This is a genomic window from Lysinibacillus sp. NPDC097279 (assembly GCF_044761745.1).
Taxonomy (GTDB): Bacteria; Bacillota; Bacilli; order Bacillales_A; family Planococcaceae; genus Lysinibacillus.
The window spans coordinates 95,886-114,482 of sequence record NZ_JBIWDA010000009.1 but is presented as its reverse complement, the minus strand read 5'-3'; the positions used below and the strand labels follow the sequence as shown (position 1 = coordinate 114,482).

Below are 18,597 nucleotides of genomic sequence, written 5' to 3'. Positions count from 1 at the left end.
TTTGATGTCCAAAATTTTGTTTCGTTCACTAACGAAGTTAGCTACTAAAAACTATATTGATTACGTTTTGCTTGTTCAGTTTTCAAGGTTCATTTCGTTGCTTTTTAATTTCAGCAACTTTTATATAATAACATTTCTGATTTTCATTATCAACAACTTTTTTATATTTGTTTTTCTCTTTCGAGAAGCGACAACTTTTATATCTTATCACTTCAGAATGTTGATGTCAACATCTTTTTGTGGTGCTATTATAAGTTTGTAGTTCTTAATGTTGAGTCGTCTTAGCGACAAGTAATAATTTATCACGATTCTGCATTCTATGCAAGTGTTTTTCTACAAAAAATATCAATTTATAATAAGAACTTTATTAGTAAGCTATTACCAGTCCATTTTTATATGAGAACTTTCCTATTTAAATGTTTTCATATTTTCATATTGCTAATCAATATGAAAGCATGCATTTACTACATAGGTTAATGAGGCGTCTTACACAATATATATAAGATTTTTACATAAAAATCATCTCTAGTTATACATAACAGGTTTTGAATATCCTTTTTGTTAAGTTTATTTTCACATTTATTTTTAACATTTTCTATTTACTTTCCACCGCGGCATAGTGCAAGCCACGGCAGAAAGCAACCATTCAAATATTATTTAACATCTACAACTCAGCAAAATATAAAACTTCTAAAACGGAAAGAAGAATGGAACTGCTAGCATCATCACAATAAACATAACAACTTGCAACGGCACGCCAATCTTTACGAAATCCATAAATTTATAGCCACCCGCCGTCATTACAAGTGCATTTGTTGGGGAGGCAATTGGCGTGGCAAACGCCATACTCGCTGCTACGGCTACGCCAATCATAAATGTTGTAGGATTTGCATCCATTGCAATCGCTGCATTCATAGCAATTGGCGCGAATAACACAGCAGTTGCTGTATTACTAATAAATTGGCCAAAAATTACTGTTAATATATATATCCCTATCAGTACCCCGTAAGGACCGTAGCTACCAAGAGCATCGATAATACCATCTGATAAAATAACCATTCCGCCTGTTTTCTCTAATGCGGTTGCCATTGGAAGCATCGCTGCGACGAGCACAATACTTTCAAAATTCATATTGCTATACGCATCCTCCATATTCCGCAAACAGCCCGTTATAATCATCAAAACCGCTCCAATCATAACAGAGATAACGGCTGGAAATACTTCAAAAGCCATCAATCCAATCATTATCAACATAATTGCGCCTGCAATACCCGCCTTACCAGTAGCTGCTGCAACACTCGCGTGCTCCTTCGGTTGACCAACAACAACAACATCCTGTGTCTCTCTAGCAAGTACTAATATTTCGTCCCACGCACCTTGTACTAAAATGGCGTCTCCGAATTTCAACTTATGCGTAACCATATCTTGTAGCTTATAGCCACCTCTATGGTTAATACCAATAATATTGAGATTGTACTTTTCGCGAAATCCAAGTGAACTGACTGTTTCGTTAATAAAACTAGAATTGGGTGTTAAAAGTACCTCCGCAATACCTAAATGCTTCGTTACTAATTCATCCGCCTCATTCTCTGTCAATTCCTGCATCACTAAGCCATAATCTGCCGCCAAGCTAGCAATGTCATCTTCCTCACCTTGTACATAAAGTTCATCTAGGGCATGGATAACACTTGTTGGCCCCGCCATTTCCTGATAAGTCATAGGGAGTAAATTAATACCGTCCTGTGATTTACGATGAATTTTCATCATACAGAGCGCGTATTTTGCAGGTAGCTTTAACTCTGCTAATGATATGCCAATAATAGGAGAATCTTCAGGCACAAACATTTTAAACAGTCGATTGTTTAAATCATATTGTTTAACAATTTTCTTAGGCGAAAGCTTATAGCCTGTAGAAGTTTGTGTTTTATTTTTGTCATGCGGCAACAATATATTGCGCACGAGCACTAAATAAATAATACCCGCTATCATCCCAACGATGCCAATAGGTGTCACCTCAAAAAAACCTAGCTTCTGATAGCCTCGATCAACCAAGAGTTGACTGACAATTAAATTTGGCGGTGATGCAATTAACGTCATCAATCCTGAGAGACTAGCTACATACGAAAGAGGAAGTAAAAACTTCGACGGACTTTCTTTCATACTAATTGCAATACTAACAACTATAGGCATCATCAATGCAACTGTCCCTGTATTGCTCATAAAGGCACCTACAGAACCAACAATAATGAGTAACAATACAAATAACTTTAACTCACTATTCCCCGACCATTTCATTAATAATTGTCCAGCCATTGCTGCAAGACCTGTACGCAATATACCCGCGCCAACAACAAAAAGCCCCGCAATCATAAGAACAACTGAATTCGAAAAACCCGCTAAAGCTTCTGCAGGTGTTAAAATATCAGCGATAACAAATGCGAGGAGTGACACGATAGCAACAAAATCTGCACGCACTCGATTCGTCATAAATGCAAAAATCGTCATTCCTAAAATAAGAAATGTTAATGTAAGCTGCACGTTAAACATTCCCTTCTATCTATAGTAACAACTATATTCTATACGAAAAAAAGCATAAATAACGGATTTCTCCCTATTTATGCTTTTTCTGTAATATTTAATTTTCAAATGTATACAAATTAACGCTAATTAAGCATCTAATTCTTCTAACTTTTATAATAAAATGCCATCACGTACAACGACTTGCCCTTTTTTAATAACGGTATGTGTATGATTCATGCCATAAAAATATTGTAATTGCTTATAATTAGCAACATCTAATATAATAACGTCACCTTGTTTCCCCGCTTCAAGTGAACCAATTTCATGCCCTCTATTAAGTGCATACGCAGCATTAATTGTCGTAGCAGTTAACACTTCCTCTAGTGTCAAACCCATATGCATACAAGCTAAATTCATAATAAACGGCAAACTCATGGTCGGTGATGAGCCTGGATTAAAGTCTGTTGATATTGCTACAGGTACACCTTCATCAATCATTAGACGCCCTCTCGCAAATGGCGCACGTAAGAAAAAGGCTGTTCCAGGTAGCAACACCGCAATCGTACCAGCTTTAGCCATACTTTGTATTCCTTCATCAGAGGCTACTAGTAAATGCTCCGCCGAGATAGCTCCCACTTCTGCAGCTAGTTCCGCTCCATTATAAGGCTCTATTTCATCCGCATGAATTTTCGGTGTCAGTCCAAGCGCTTTGCCAGCCTCTAAAATACGTCGGGATTGTGCGGGAGTAAATACGCCTTTTTCACAAAATACATCGTTAAATTCCGCGAGCTTTAGTTGTGCTACTTTTGGCAACATATCATGAATAACAACATCGACAAATTCATCTTCACGACCTTTAAAATCGCGTGGCACCGCATGCGCACCCATAAAGGTACTGATTACGTCTACAGCATGTGTGTCTTGTAGCTTTTTCGCTACCTCCAATTGCTTCTTTTCTGTTTCCCAATCCAGACCGTAGCCCGATTTTGCCTCAACAGTTGTCACTCCATGCTTTAAAAATACATCTAAATGCTGCATCGTCTTTTCATATAAAGCTTCAAAACTGGTTTCTCGCGTGCGCTTTGTCGTAGCATGAATGCCACCTCCAGCATTCATAATCTCCATATATGTGGAACCGTTAAGTCGCATATTAAATTCCTGCTCACGTGTACCACCATGTACTAAATGTGTATGACAATCCACTAAACCAGGCATCACAATCTTTCCAGTGGCATCAATAACATCAGCTTCCTCCACTAAATGTGGGAAATCGATTGCTAACTGCTCATATGAACCAACAGCGACTATACGATTTTCTTGTAACAATACACTACCATTCTCTATTACAGCGATTGCTCTCATTTGTTCTTTTATTCGAGGACCTTGGACCTCACTTTTTAACGTAATGACTTCATTCGCATTTTTAATCAAAATGGTCATTTTACATCATCCTTTAACATTGGCATACGGACACCTTTGTTCTTTGCCGTATCAATAGCAATTTTATAGCCTGCATCAGCATGACGCACAATCCCCATTCCTGGGTCGGAAATTAACACGCGTGCAATTTTCTCAGCTGCTAGTGCGGAGCCATCCGCCACAAGTACTTGACCTGCGTGCTGAGAATACCCCATTCCTACACCTCCGCCATGATGGACACTTACCCAGCTCGCCCCACTCGCCGTATTGACAAGTGCGTTTAATATCGGCCAATCGGATACAGCATCTGAGCCATCAAGCATTCCTTCTGTTTCACGATTTGGCGATGCCACAGAGCCAGAATCTAAATGGTCTCGACCAAAAACAATTGGAGCAGACAACTCACCATTTGCTACCATTTCATTAACCTTCAACGCAAAGCGATGACGATCCCCATAGCCTAACCAGCAAATACGCGCAGGAAGCCCTTGCCATTTCACCATTTTTTGCGCCATATCAATCCAATTGACAAGCCCTTCATCTTCCGCAAACATTTCTTTTGCTAAAGCATCTGTTTTATAAATATCTTCTGGATTTCCAGAAAGGGCTGCCCAACGGAATGGCCCTTTACCCTCACAGAACAAAGGACGAATATATGCTGGCACAAAGCCTGGGAAGTCAAAGGCATTCGTGACACCCATCTCCTTCGCATAAGCTCGAATGTTATTACCATAATCAAATACTTCCGCACCCGCCTGTTGAAATTCAAGCATTGTACGAACATGCTCTGCCATCGTTTCCTTCGCCTTTTGCTCATATGTTTTCACATCATTTTTACGTAATTCCAGCGCTTCTTCAAAAGTCATCCCATTCGGTACATAACCATTAATCGGATCATGTGCAGATGTTTGGTCTGTTACAAAGTCTGGAATTATCCCTCGATTTAGTAGCTCTCGATTAATATCCGCACAATTGCCGACAAGACCAATAGACGCTGGCTCTTGTTGACTGCGCAATTTATTGACTAATGCAATTGCCTCATCTACTGTCTCAACAAGATAATCGCAGTAACCCTCTTTCATTTTGCGTTCAATACGTGCACGCTCCACCTCTACTACTAAAATGACTGCACCAGCCATTTTTCCAGCTAAAGGCTGTGCACCACTCATGCCACCCATACCGCCAGTTAGAATGAATTTACCGCGTAAATCTGCGGTACCAAACACTTTCTTCCCAGCCTCCACAAAAGATAAATATGTTCCTTGTAAAATCCCTTGAGCACCAATATAAATCCAGCTACCAGCCGTCATCTGACCATACATCATTAAATCGCGGTCCTCTAGCTCGTAGAAATGTTCCCAATTCGACCATGCTGGCACTAAGTTAGAGTTGGCTATTAAGACACGTGGTGCATGTTCATGTGTACGGAAGACAGCTACTGGCTTTCCTGATTGAATAAGCAGTGTTTCATCATTCTCTAATTCTTTTAAAGAGGCGATAATTTGTTCGTAGCTTTGCCAGTTCCGTGCTGCTTTACCTATGCCTCCATATACGATGAGCTCATCAGGATTTTCTGCAACTTCAGGATCCAGATTATTCATCAGCATGCGCATTGCCGCCTCTTGTGTCCAGCCCTTACAAGAGAGCGTTGTTCCTCTCGGTGCACGAATCGTTGTTGGTGTTTTCATACTGCCATCCCCTTTGCTTTTATTTTGCTAACACAACTAAATCATCACTTGCCAATAAGTACTTCGCTAACGCTTCAATCTCATCGCCGATAGGTTGATCTGCTAATAAAGGCGGACAGAATTGACGCACTTTTTCTAAATACGCTCTTGTTGTTGGTGATAATTGCTCTTCTGCCTTGTCTAAATGAATAGCTTGTGAAGCACAAATCATTTCTATTGCAATCACCCGTGCAGCATTGTGAACAATTTGCCGCACTTGTCGAGCGGATGTCGTTCCCATGCTGACATGATCTTCCTGATTCCCCGAAGTTGGAATAGAATCCACGCTTGAAGGATGAGCTAGCACCTTATTTTCAGATACAATAGAGGCCGCTGTATATTGCGCAATCATAAGTCCACATTCAATACCAGGATTCGTTGCTAAAAACGGTGGTAAACCATCATTAAGTTGCGGATTAACCATACGCTCTGTGCGTCGTTCTGAAATATTAGCCCATTCACTAACCCCAACTTTTAAAAAGTCCATCGCTAACGCTATTGGCTGACCATGGAAATGACCTCCCGATACAACTTCTCCATTTTCTAAAACGATAGGATTGTCTGTTGTAGCATTCATTTCTGTTTGTACGCGCTGCTCGGCATAGAAAAACGATTGCCAAGAAGCACCATGTACTTGAGGAATACATCGAAGTGAATACGCATCCTGCATCCGAACTTCTCCCTGCTTCGTCACTCGTTTACTACCATCAAGCCATTTCCGGATACGCCCACCTACAAGCTCTAATTCTGGGTGTGGTCTTACAGCTAAAAGTGCAGGATCAAATGCATTCGTAATACCTTTTAATGCCTCTAACGACAGACTCGCTGCCATATCTGCCGCAAGCCCAATACGCTCTGCTTCATTCAATGTCAAAGCACCAATTCCTGTCATTGCTTGCGTACCGTTTACAAGTGCTAAACCTTCCTTCGCTTGTAGCCTTACAGCTGTTAAACCAGCATTTTGTAACGCGACACCACCCGCCATCAGCTCCCCGTTGAACTCGGCTTTTCCTTCACCTACAAGCACTAGTGCTAAATGTGATAGCGGCGCTAAATCTCCACTTGCTCCAACTGAGCCTTGTGACGGCACGATAGGATGTACGCCTTTATTGATGCAGTCTAATAATAGCTGCAACGTTTCTTGGCGAATACCTGAAAAGCCACGCGCTAATGCATTTGCACGTAAAACCATCATGGCACGCACAACCTCAGTCGGAAGTGGCTCTCCAACACCCGTTGCATCTGAGCGCAATAAATTCAACTGTAATAACTCAATATCTGATTCTTCAATTTGTATATTACTTAGTTTGCCAAACCCCGTATTGACGCCATAGATTACTTGCCCTTCAGCTAAACGCTTTTCAATCCGTTCCCTGCTTAATTGAACACGTTTCGTACTTTCAGCACATAACGCAACCATTGCCTGACCTCTCACGATTTCCTCAACTTGTTGCCTTGTTAACGTATTGCCATCAAGTTCGATGATTTTTTGCATACGATATCCCCCTATTCTTAACAGCATATGTAAATTAAAGTGTGAAAAAAATTGAAATTCTCTATATCCATTGTACAAACTACTTTTTTCAGAAAATATAGAATTTTAAAAGAGAAAACAGGAATTATTTCAGATTTTTATGTTATTTTTATTAATATAATCGTAATAAATTACGAAACTAGAATATTTTAAGAAAGGCTGATTCCATGCGACTGTTATTAATTGATCGAGATCTAACTGAACTGTCAGGTATACGATGGTTTTTACATACATACTTACCTGGAGATTTATCAATTGAGATGTGCAGTACTATTTCTGAGGCCACTCAAAGCATTCAACAATTTGCACCAGAGGTCATCTTATTAAATATTGATTTGCTTCCTAATAATCGTTTAACAGCACTTTATGGACTTTTACAAAAGCATCCTGGCAAAATACTTGCGATAACGACAGAACCATTATTTAAAAACGCGTTAAAAGCAATAGATTTACAGGTGGCACACCTCTTTGTAAAACCCATTGATTTAGAAGTGTTGAAGCAAAAGCTCACTGCTATTTCTCTTCATACACCTCACATTCAAAAGGCTAGTCTTGATGCTAAAGACGAATCTTTTTACTATCAATTATTTTTAGAAAGCACACCAAGCACTTTATCAACAAATGTTCAGTTTACGATGATTGAACCTGAGCATTTAGAAACGTTAAATAATTTGTACATATGGCTCCAACAAACACCTATTTATTATCAAATGAGCATTTATCCATTATCAGATTCAATTATCTGCTTGTTTCAAACAAGCGATTTAAAAATTATTGAAAAGGATATTCGAACATTATTAAAAGAATGGCAAATGACTAATAACGGATCTTTGAATATAGGGATTTATGATGGTACGCCAACATCTCTAAAAGAAATGTATGCCTTAACAAAACGCGCCCTTCTTCAAAGCTTTTACGAAGGCTTTGGACATATTTTTTATGCAACGAAACAATATCAAACACAGCCCTTAGATCCGTTACTCACACCAGAGGAACAGCAGCTACTTATTAAAAGTTTAGAGGAAGGAAATATCGAGGCAGTAAAAGCATTTTTATATCGATTATCAAACGGAAGCATCTACTACGAGCAAGATGATTTGCGCATTCACCTAACAAGTGTATTAGCACAAATTCGCCGCTTTATGTTGAAATATAAACTTCATGAGAAAGCTGCTATCGAACAAAACTATCGTCAGCTTTTTCATTTAATTATTGAACATCCGATATTCTATACAATTCTCAATGGCATAATTTTATTCACACAAAGACTTATTGACTTGGCACGAGAAGCTCGAATGGAGAAAAAAGCAGACTATGTAGAGTTAGCTTTAGATATAATCGACCATCAATATCCTAACAGCGAATTATCCTTACCTTTTATCGCCCAAAAGTTAGGTATTAGCCCAAATTATTTAAGTACTATATTTGCAAAGAAGCAAGGCCAACCATTTAAACGCTATTTACAACAGGTTCGTATACAAAATTCGACTAAAATGCTTATGGAAACAGATTTTGCTATTAGTGAAATTGCACTTTTAAACGGCTTTGATGATCCAAATTATTTTAGTAAATTATTTAAACAACTAATCGGAACTACACCTAATCGCTATCGTAAAGGTTGGAAAATCTAATGAGAAGACACATTATCGCCATTTTCAATTAGCTGACACTATTTTCATTGTAAATAGAAAAATCAATAAAATTATTATACTCCACACAGGTTTTTACTTATATAATAGTCAAACGTTATTTTCTGCAAAACGGCTAAAAACACTATAGAAACAGTGAAAATATTTTAAAAAACTATGTATATTCTTTGATAATCCCGCATATATTTATACTTTGTATCTTACAAGATAAATTCTTTAACGATAATTATTATAATGTACTAGAAATTCTATTTTATATTTGTTATAGTTATATACGAGGAGTTTGACTCACAATATTTTTCAGGAGGTAAACTAATATGACAAACGCAAATGATCGTAGCCGTCGTTTTACAACAGCAGGTGGTGCTCCAGTAGTAAGCAACCACGACTCTATGTCAGCAGGTCCTCGTGGTCCTCTTTTACTTCAAGATGTATGGTTAGTTGAAAAATTAGCAAACTTCAACCGTGAAGTTATACCTGAACGTCGTATGCACGCAAAGGGTTCTGGAGCATTTGGCACATTTACAGTAACACATGATATTTCTCAATATACGAAAGCAAAAATCTTCTCTGAGATTGGGAAGCAAACACCAATGTTCGCTCGTTTCTCAACGGTAGCGGGAGAGCGCGGTGCTGCAGATGCAGAGCGCGATATTCGTGGTTTTGCACTTAAATTTTATACTGAAGAAGGTAACTGGGACTTAGTTGGTAACAACACACCTGTGTTTTTCTTCCGTGATCCGTTACACTTCACAGATTTAAACCATGTCGTTAAGCGTGACCCACGTACAAATATGAAAAATGCAAATTCTAACTGGGATTTCTGGACTTTATTACCTGAAGCTTTACATCAAATCACAATTGTTATGTCTGACCGTGGTATTCCTACTGGTTACCGTAATATGCATGGTTTCGGTTCACACACATATAGCTTTATTAATGCTCAAAACGAGCGTGTATGGGTAAAATTCCACTTCCGCACAGAACAAGGCATTAAAAACTTAACAGGTGCTGAAGCAGCTGAAATTATTGGTAAAGACCGTGAATCATCACAACGTGACTTGTACGAAGCAATCGAAAGAGGCGATTTCCCTAAATGGAAAATGTACATTCAAGTTATGACAGAACAACAAGCTCGTGAATTACCTTATAACCCATTCGATTTAACAAAAGTTTGGTATAAAAAAGATTTCCCACTCATTCCAGTTGGCGAATTCGAGTTAAATAAAAACCCTGATAACTACTTTGCAGAAGTAGAGCAATCATCATTTGCTCCATCTAACATTGTGCCTGGTATTAGCTACTCTCCAGACAAAATGTTACAAGCACGTATTTTTGCTTACGCAGATGCAGCTCGCTATCGCTTAGGCGTTAACCACCATATGCTACCTGTAAACGCACCAAAATGCCCATTCCGTTCATTCCATCGCGATGGTGCTATGCGTTTTGATGGCAACCTAGGTTCTACTTTAAGTTATGAACCAAACAGCTATGGTGAATGGGAGCACAATTTAGACTATAAAGAGCCACCATTACGCATTGATGGTCATGCTGATATCCACGACTTCCGTGAAGATGACAATAACTACTTCGAGCAACCAGGTAAATTGTTCCGTCTTTTATCTGCAGAAGAGCAACAACGCTTATTTGAAAATACTGCAAACGATATGGCAACTGTTGAAGAATTCATTAAACGTCGTCACATCCTACACTGCTACCTAGCTGATCCAGCTTACGGAGAAGGTGTAGCGAAAGCGATGGGTCTTTCATTAGACGGAATGAATCTTACAAACCCATATGTAAAACAAGAAGTAAAACCAGAAGTAAAACAAGTAGCAAACATTTAATATTCCACTTTATTGATATCCAATATTGCTTGTCGTCGTCGGCAAGTAGACAAAAGGTACCGAGAAACAAGATCTCGATGCCTTTTGTCATTTTTACTTCTTTTTTATGCTAGTCCCTTTAAGATTTTCAATAATCTTTGCAGTATTATTCCGTTACTATTCAGTTGATTGGAGCCAATTACTACAAATCGTACTGGAAGGTATCTCCCCCATTCACTGACAAAGTAACATAGTGGCATTCATCGTTTTAATTCACCTATAATTATTGTCCCTTTTAAATTGTAAATCCCCCATTGTCATATAGGTGTTTTTATCAACTTTATCGATAAATTCCACAAATATGTATTACTCATATTTCTAAATAACCATATTGATATTTGACAACTACAACAAATTGAAATGGAGGAACATTTCCATGTCGATTCGAAAGAAACTATATATTGGATTTGGTACAATTATTCTCTTATTACTAACTATCTCCTCAATCTCTTACTACCAACTGAATCACATTAATAATTTAAATAAAGAGTTATTTGAGAACCGCGTTTATAAACTGATTCAAATCGATAAAATCCTTACCGCCGCTGCTTTGCAAGGAAACTATATTCGTTCATATATGCTCGAACCAGATGACGTAACAATACAAAAGCTTCAGGAACAAGAACAACTAATCCAAGCTAAAATAACAGAGCTTGATAAAATATTTACTAGTGAAACGACACAAGAGCAAATGGAAATTATTAAATCGAACCAAGTCATTTTTGAAAAAGCAGCATTAGAGATTATTAATACATATAACCCAGATGATTTACAATCTGCTATCGACATTCTTAGGACAAGAGCACATCCTGCAAGAGAAGCAATACAACAGGCAATCCATGATATTGCCCTTTACGAAGAACAACAAATACAAATAGCCCGTGCTGAGTCGTCCAATGCGGAGAACGTCAGCTCTGTTATCGTTCTAAGCATCTCCGTCATTTCGATTATTTTCTCCTTCATCGTTGTATTCTTTATGACACGAGCTATTACAATTCCAGTTAATAAACTAGCCACAGCGGCAAATGTAATCGCTACTGGCGATTTACGTCAAAAAAATGTAGAAGTAAAAACAAAAGATGAAATTCGAAATTTAGCGAACTCATTTAATGTTATGAAATCTAATTTACGCTCACTTATTAATAATGTTGCAAAAAATGTTGAGTACACTACTTCTAGCTCAGCAGAATTATCGGCAAGTACAGATGAAGTTTCTCTAGCTTCGAACGACATTGCAAAGCGTATAAAATTGATGGCAAAGGACGGTAACCAAGCTGTCATTACAGGTCAGGAAACCTCTAGTGCCATGGACGAAACTGCTCGCGGTGTTCAACGCATCGCTGAAGCAACGCAAATGCTCCATTCGAAGGCTGTCGATACACAAAGTGTTGCAAATAACGGTGAGAAAATGTTACAAACAACGGAAAGTCAAATGATGGTCATTCAGCAATCCTCAGATAAGACGAATGAACTTATTAAACAGTTAAGTACACAATCAGCTGAAATTGAAAATATTACGAAAGTTATTACTGATATTACCGATCAAACCAACCTACTCGCCCTTAATGCAGCCATCGAAGCTGCACGAGCAGGCGAACATGGGCAAGGCTTTGCAGTCGTTGCTGATGAAGTACGTAAGCTTGCTGAAGAGTCCAAAATATCCGCTAACCAAATTATCAATTTAACTACAAATATTCAGCAAAACACAAGAGAAGTAGAGAAGGCAGTGGGCGTAACAGTGCAAAAAGTTGATGAAGGCGTTACTTACATTCATGATGCCCAAACGGCTTTTAATAAAATAATGGACGCCATTGAACATATGGCATATGAAATCGAAGACGTTTCCGCTTCCACACAGCAAATTTCTGCAGCTACAGAGGAGGTTGCTGCATCAGTTAACGAAATGTCATCCGTGGCAAAAAATGCGGCCCAGCAATCTGAATTAATAGCAGCTGCCATTCAAGAGCAGTCAGCAATCATTCAAGAGGTTAACGATGTTGCGAAATCATTAAGTGATGAGGCAATAACCCTTCAAGAAGAGATCAATAAATTTAAAGTCTAAGAGCAGGCAAAAAAGAAAAAGTGTTAGATTGATTGCAATCAATCTAACACTTTTTTTGCTGTAAACATGGTTATCCGCTCCGACGAATACTTTTCGCTTCGACTACCGTGCTCTAGTTTCTAGTTCTATATCACTGATATTGTTTGCTCCCAGCGTCTTGAAATTCTTTTGCCTTTTCCCGCATCCCTTGATGAATAGCTTCTGTCGTATTTAAATCTTTTTCTTTCGCATAGTTACGAATATCTTGAGAAATTCTCATACTGCAAAACTTAGGACCACACATTGAGCAAAAATGTGCCGTTTTCGCTCCTTCTGCTGGTAATGTTTCATCATGATATTCTACAGCTCGCTCTGGATCTAATGATAAATTAAACTGATCGCGCCAACGAAACTCAAATCGTGCCTTCGAAAGAGCGTCATCTCTCTGCTGGGCACCAGGATGACCTTTAGCCAAGTCCGCTGCATGTGCGGCAATTTTATATGTGATTACACCTACACGGACATCTTCTCGATTTGGTAACCCTAAATGTTCCTTCGGTGTTACATAGCACAGCATGGCTGTTCCAAACCAGCCAATCATTGCAGCACCAATTGCTGACGTAATGTGATCATAGCCAGGCGCAATATCTGTTGTGAGAGGACCCAATGTATAAAACGGTGCTTCTTTACAAACTTCCAATTGCTTGTCCATATTTTCCTTAATGAGATGCATTGGCACATGCCCAGGCCCCTCTACCATCACTTGTACATCGTGCTTCCACGCAATTTGCGTTAACTCCCCTAGCGTTTCAAGCTCTGCGAACTGCGCCTCGTCATTGGCATCTGCAATTGAGCCTGGTCGTAAACCGTCCCCTAATGAAAAGGCTACATCATACGTTTTCATAATTTCACAAATTTCTTCAAAATGAGTATATAAGAAGTTTTCTTGATGATGGAATAGACACCACTGTGCCATAATTGAGCCTCCCCGCGATACAATGCCCGTTACACGATTAGCTGTAAGCGGTACATATCGCAGCAACACACCTGCGTGAATCGTGAAGTAATCAACCCCTTGTTCAGCCTGCTCGATTAGCGTGTCCCGATACACCTCCCACGTTAAATCCTCGGCAACGCCATTTACCTTTTCAAGCGCCTGATAAATGGGTACTGTTCCAACAGGCACAGCGGCATTCCGAATAATCCATTCCCGAGTTGTATGAATGTGCTTACCAGTAGATAAATCCATAATATTATCAGCACCCCATCGTGTTGCCCATGTCATTTTTTCAACTTCCTCAGCAATGGATGAGGTTACTGCTGAATTCCCAATATTAGCGTTAATTTTTACATGGAAGTTACGACCGATAATCATCGGTTCTGCCTCTGGATGATTAATATTAGATGGCATGATAGCACGGCCCGCAGCAATTTCTGCACGAACAAATTCAGGTTTTGAATTTTCACGAATCGCCACAAATTCCATTTCTGGAGTAACAATTCCTTGTCTTGCATAATGCAGTTGAGTCACATTGCGGCCTTTTTTCGCACGTAAAGGTTTGCGAGAAAGGTTCGGAAAAACATTTTCCTTTATGCGCGGGTCATCCGCATTGCGGAAGCCATTATCCTCGGGCTTAATGGTACGTCCCTCGTATTCCTCTACATCGCCCCGTTCTTTAATCCACCCACTACGCAAAGCTGGTAAACCTTTTGTTATATCCACTTTGTAGGTTGGATCTGTATAAGGGCCACTCGTATCATATACCCTTACAGGTGCATTCTCCTCTTCACCAAAACTCCCTGTTGTGGGGCTTAGCTTAATTTCACGCATCGGCACTAAAATATCTGGTCGTGTTCCTTCTACATAAACTTTTTTACTCCCGTCAAAGCTTGTCATAATGTTCATGTTTTTTTCGCTAACTGTTGTCATTTACTATTCCGCTCCCTTTTTCGCAAATTATGAAAAGGACCGAATCTAGCCCACCCCAACAAGTAGCATTACAAACAAAAAGCCGAATCCAAAAAATATTGGATCCGGCTGTACATGTAAGGTTACATTTATCGCAAAGTATAAGGAGTGCGAAGTTCATTAACTTTCCCACGCTGGTATGAGCCAGATCAGGTCCAAAGGGTCAAGAAACCTCAATGCGTTTCCCTCTCAGCCCGACTCATCGGACTCCCCTAGTTAAGCTATTCAGTTTGATGCTAGTGTAACAGATATTCCTAATAGATGGAAGTCATTAAGTAAATAGTATTTCTGCCATATAAATTACAATTGTTACTGTAATACAGCTAACAATCGTCGAAAAAAGCACTGTTTGTGCAGCGGTTTCTGACCCTAAATCATATTCAAGTGCTAAACTCGAGCTATTACGCGACGTTGGGAATGCACTTGCAATAAAGAGCGATTGGGCCACAACACCCTCTAGGCCGAGAACAAAAATGATAAGTAATGCAACGGCAGGTCCTACTACTAAACGTGTAAAACAGCTGACAAACACAGTTTTATTGAACATTGATTTAATTTCAAGCTGAGATAGCTGTGCACCGAGCGTAATAAGAGCAACAGCGATAAATCCATCAGCAACGTGGTCAATTGGAATACGAATAAATTGGGGAATGCCAATATTAAAGAAATTCATTGCTACACCTATAATGAGCGCATGAATAATCGGCATTTTTAGAAAGTCCTTCACTATGGCCATGCCTGACTTTGTTGAAGAAATTAAATTATATAAACCATATGTATAGGTCGTTACATTTTGAAAAATAACGAGAATAACTTGAATTGCCACCCCAATTGGTTGTGCCACAAAAATCATTTGTGCCACCGGGATACCATAGTTGCCAGAGTTAATGAGGACAACACTATTTTTAAATACAGCTGCCTCGGTTTTCTTTAAGCCTAACCCCTTCGCTATAAAATGACCAAGCACCATCTGACTCCCAATAAAAAGCACAATAAATAGCGCCACTTCACCTAGCACCGATAGTTCCACACTTGTTTCATATAAATTTACAAAGACAGCTGCTGGCATAAAACAATATGTAATAAGCTGAGATAGTGCTTTTAAGTTAAATTGAAATTTCTTTTGTAAAAACGCACCAAGTACAAGCAACACCAAAATAGGTGCAACAATTTTAAAGAAAATCATACCGAGATACATCATGGAGGCGCCCCCCTTTCATCTTTCTATAGTAAAACTGTTCACAAACTAGGTCAATGCCACTCTCGGCTCAAGCTGTTGCCATAAAAAGAGGCTGCCCTTAGAAAAGGACAGCCTCTATCTTAACTTATCTACAAAGGATATAAAGAAGTTTTATCGGCGATTCTGCACAGGTAATCGGCGATTTCCACTGGGTTATCGGCGATTCCTTCACGTCTATCGGCGATTTCCATGATTTTATCGGCGATTCCTACTACCTACTACAATTTAAAAATCATTAAGCAAGTTTAAATCGGTTCACGACTTCTTGTAGTTCTTTAGAGATTTGGTTCATATTATTAATAGATTCTGCAACCTTTTGCATTTCTGCCTGTTGATCCACAGCAGATGCACTTACTTGCTCTGCAGAAGCCGCAGTTTCCTCTGAAACGGCAGAAATACTTTGAATCGCTGTAATTGCCTGATCTTTTTGCTCTAGCATTTGTGAAAGGTTTGATAATAGCTCATTAATTGACGTTGCAATAGAGTGAGAAAGCTCATTATTATCTTTAAAAGCTAGCTCTGTATTTTGCACTGATTCATTTTGAGCTTGCATTAAGTCAGCATTTGAAGCGATAACAGACACCGTTTGATTTGCGTCTTCTAGAATGCTAGTTACAGTTTTCTTAATAACCTCTGTTTCGTTTTTAGACTGTTCCGCTAGTTTACGAACTTCTTCTGCTACAACTGCAAAGCCTTTTCCATGCTCTCCTGCACGAGCAGCCTCAATACTTGCATTTAATGCTAATAAGTTAGTTTGCTCTGTTATTCCTTGAATAGAGACAATAATTTGGTTGATATTTCTGATGTTACTAGATAAGGATTCCATCTGACCTTGAATGCGGACATTCATTTCGTTCGTTTCAGCATTTCGGTCACGTAAACTTTCAACTTCTTTCATGCCCTGCTCTGTAGAAGCTTTTGTTTTTATCGACAGCGCATCCATTTGCTTGGAAAGCGTTGTTATTGCGTCAATTTGCTCAGATAAATCAATCATTCGATAATTGGTTTCTTCCGTATCCTCTGATTGTTTCGAAGCACCTTGCGCAATTTCATTGATAGCTACAGATACTTCCTGATTAGAGGCGACAATTTCATTAAATGCTTCATTCACATTATGTGATGATTGATTAAGTATTGTAGAAGAATTTAGCACTGTATGTATAGCATCATTCGTTTTGTCCAGCATAATATTATAGGCTAATGCAACAGCACCAATTTCATCTGATTGAATATATTTTTCGTCTATTTTTTTCGTTAAATCGCCTTCTGCAGCCGTTTCAATGGATGCCCGTAAAACTTTCAAAGGCTTTAACTGTTTAAAGATAAACATCGCACTGGCAGCAGCCATTAAAACAACCATAATTATTGCAGCTACAATCGTAACGATGAGAACTTTATTATACGTTTCTAATATTTTCGTTTTAGGTAAAACTAATTGTACGGTCCATACTTCATCGATATTTTCTAACTTCATTGGAGCAAAGGCGTTATATGATTTTTCGCCAAGTTGCTTGGAATCTACATAAAGACTATCTGCTACACCATTGTCCATGGACTGTTTAACAGTTTTCCAATCAATTGCGTCTTGCATATTCGTCCCATCTAACTTTTCGTTAATACTATTAACTGTTAACATACCTTGATCTGTAATTATGCCTGCGTAACCACCTTCAGGCTCAATAGAATTGGCTAATTCCTTTAAAAAATCGATAGATAAAGTGGCCGATAAAACACCGAAATATGTACCTTTGCTATTAACTAGTGGTACTGCAATAGTCGTCATTGAAATGGTATTACCATTTACATTAAATTCATACGGCTCCGTTAAAATCGCACGACCTTCTTCTTTTGGAATTCGATACCATTCAGCACCATTCTTTTCATCAAGCCCAACTACAGGATTAATAATAGTTTGGTCTTTCCCTCTTGTTAAATAAGGTATAAAGCGATTTTGTTGGTCAACTAAAGCAGTGTCTACAGTTGGCGCAATTTTCACTGTGTTATTTTCTAAAATAGCCCCTACACCTAGTAAATCCTTATTGTCGTCTAGGTTATTTTGTAGTATATCCATTACATCCTCTGTCGATAGTTCACCCTTGCCTTGCATTGTTTGAACAATTCGTTTTGTCGTTTGTAATGTATCATTTACTTTCTTAAACCGTTCGCTCATATTTGCTGCTGATAGTTCTGCATTTTGCAGCGTTGCGTCTTCTGAATCATGTATACTCTGATTATAAAGAATCATACTTGTTACCAATGTATAAGCAATAAATAACACGATAAATAACCCTATTATTAAAGATGAGAGTTTTAAAGCTATACTTTTGGATTTTTTCATGCCAACACCTCCATTTTCATTAAACAATAATAATGTATGGACCTACGTTTCACAACAAAAAACAATCTTATTTTACCAAGACAATTAAAATTTTCTAATAAAATTCATGATTTTTAGACAATAAATTGATACATACACCCATTTATACTAAATTTTGTTATTATTCTATTCATTAAACATCTATAGGCATTTGGAATAACTACATTCCAAATGCCTATAGTTAAAAGCTTATATATCTAAGAAAATACCTGCTCTCTTTATAACTCCAACAGTT

Annotated in this window: 10 protein-coding genes and 1 riboswitch; of the genes, 3 read left to right on the top strand and 7 right to left on the bottom strand. The window is 38.5% G+C overall.

Annotated features, from left to right (window positions below):
- Positions 1-690: 690 nt before the first annotated feature.
- From ACIQ1H_RS21810 to hutH, 4 genes are all read right to left on the bottom strand, one after another.
- Positions 691-2,547 carry an SLC13 family permease gene (locus tag ACIQ1H_RS21810; RefSeq protein ID WP_402891971.1) on the bottom strand — a complete coding sequence of 619 codons (1,857 nt, stop codon included), beginning with the start codon at positions 2,545-2,547 and terminating at the stop codon, positions 691-693.
- Positions 2,548-2,691: 144 nt separating this feature from the next.
- On the bottom strand, positions 2,692-3,960 hold the full coding sequence (gene hutI / locus ACIQ1H_RS21805; protein ID WP_402891969.1) for an imidazolonepropionase: 1,269 nt from the start codon (positions 3,958-3,960) through the stop codon (positions 2,692-2,694).
- Positions 3,957-5,627 (bottom strand): urocanate hydratase, encoded by a 1,671-nt coding sequence (hutU, locus tag ACIQ1H_RS21800; RefSeq protein ID WP_402891967.1) that lies wholly within the window; start codon positions 5,625-5,627, stop codon positions 3,957-3,959. The genes hutI and hutU overlap by 4 nt, the downstream gene beginning before the upstream one ends.
- Positions 5,628-5,646: 19 nt before the next feature.
- Positions 5,647-7,161 carry a histidine ammonia-lyase gene (hutH, locus tag ACIQ1H_RS21795; RefSeq protein ID WP_228134342.1) on the bottom strand — a complete coding sequence of 505 codons (1,515 nt, stop codon included), beginning with the start codon at positions 7,159-7,161 and terminating at the stop codon, positions 5,647-5,649.
- 206 nt (positions 7,162-7,367) lie between these two features.
- On the opposite strand from hutH, the gene ACIQ1H_RS21790 reads away from it, so the two are divergent.
- The 3 genes from ACIQ1H_RS21790 (at position 7,368) to ACIQ1H_RS21780 (ending at position 12,797) form a co-directional block, all read left to right on the top strand.
- Entirely contained in the window at positions 7,368-8,831 is a 1,464-nt protein-coding gene (locus tag ACIQ1H_RS21790; protein ID WP_402891964.1) for a helix-turn-helix domain-containing protein, read from the top strand.
- 335 nt (positions 8,832-9,166) lie between these two features.
- A complete protein-coding gene (locus tag ACIQ1H_RS21785) occupies positions 9,167-10,696 on the top strand; it encodes a catalase (RefSeq protein WP_402891961.1) in 1,530 nt (509 codons plus the stop codon).
- 415 nt (positions 10,697-11,111) lie between these two features.
- Positions 11,112-12,797 carry a methyl-accepting chemotaxis protein gene (locus ACIQ1H_RS21780; protein ID WP_402891958.1) on the top strand — a complete coding sequence of 562 codons (1,686 nt, stop codon included), beginning with the start codon at positions 11,112-11,114 and terminating at the stop codon, positions 12,795-12,797.
- Positions 12,798-12,927: 130 nt separating this feature from the next.
- Here the strand turns inward: ACIQ1H_RS21780 and thiC are convergent, their stop codons facing one another.
- From thiC to ACIQ1H_RS21765, 3 genes are all read right to left on the bottom strand, one after another.
- On the bottom strand, positions 12,928-14,706 hold the full coding sequence (gene thiC / locus ACIQ1H_RS21775) for a phosphomethylpyrimidine synthase ThiC (protein ID WP_402891956.1): 1,779 nt from the start codon (positions 14,704-14,706) through the stop codon (positions 12,928-12,930).
- Between the two features lie 148 nt (positions 14,707-14,854).
- Positions 14,855-14,969: riboswitch (TPP riboswitch) on the bottom strand.
- 47 nt (positions 14,970-15,016) lie between these two features.
- Entirely contained in the window at positions 15,017-15,946 is a 930-nt protein-coding gene (locus tag ACIQ1H_RS21770) for an AEC family transporter (RefSeq protein WP_402891954.1), read from the bottom strand.
- 274 nt (positions 15,947-16,220) lie between these two features.
- Positions 16,221-18,323 carry a methyl-accepting chemotaxis protein gene (locus ACIQ1H_RS21765; RefSeq protein WP_402891952.1) on the bottom strand — a complete coding sequence of 701 codons (2,103 nt, stop codon included), beginning with the start codon at positions 18,321-18,323 and terminating at the stop codon, positions 16,221-16,223.
- Positions 18,324-18,597 lie beyond the last annotated feature (274 nt).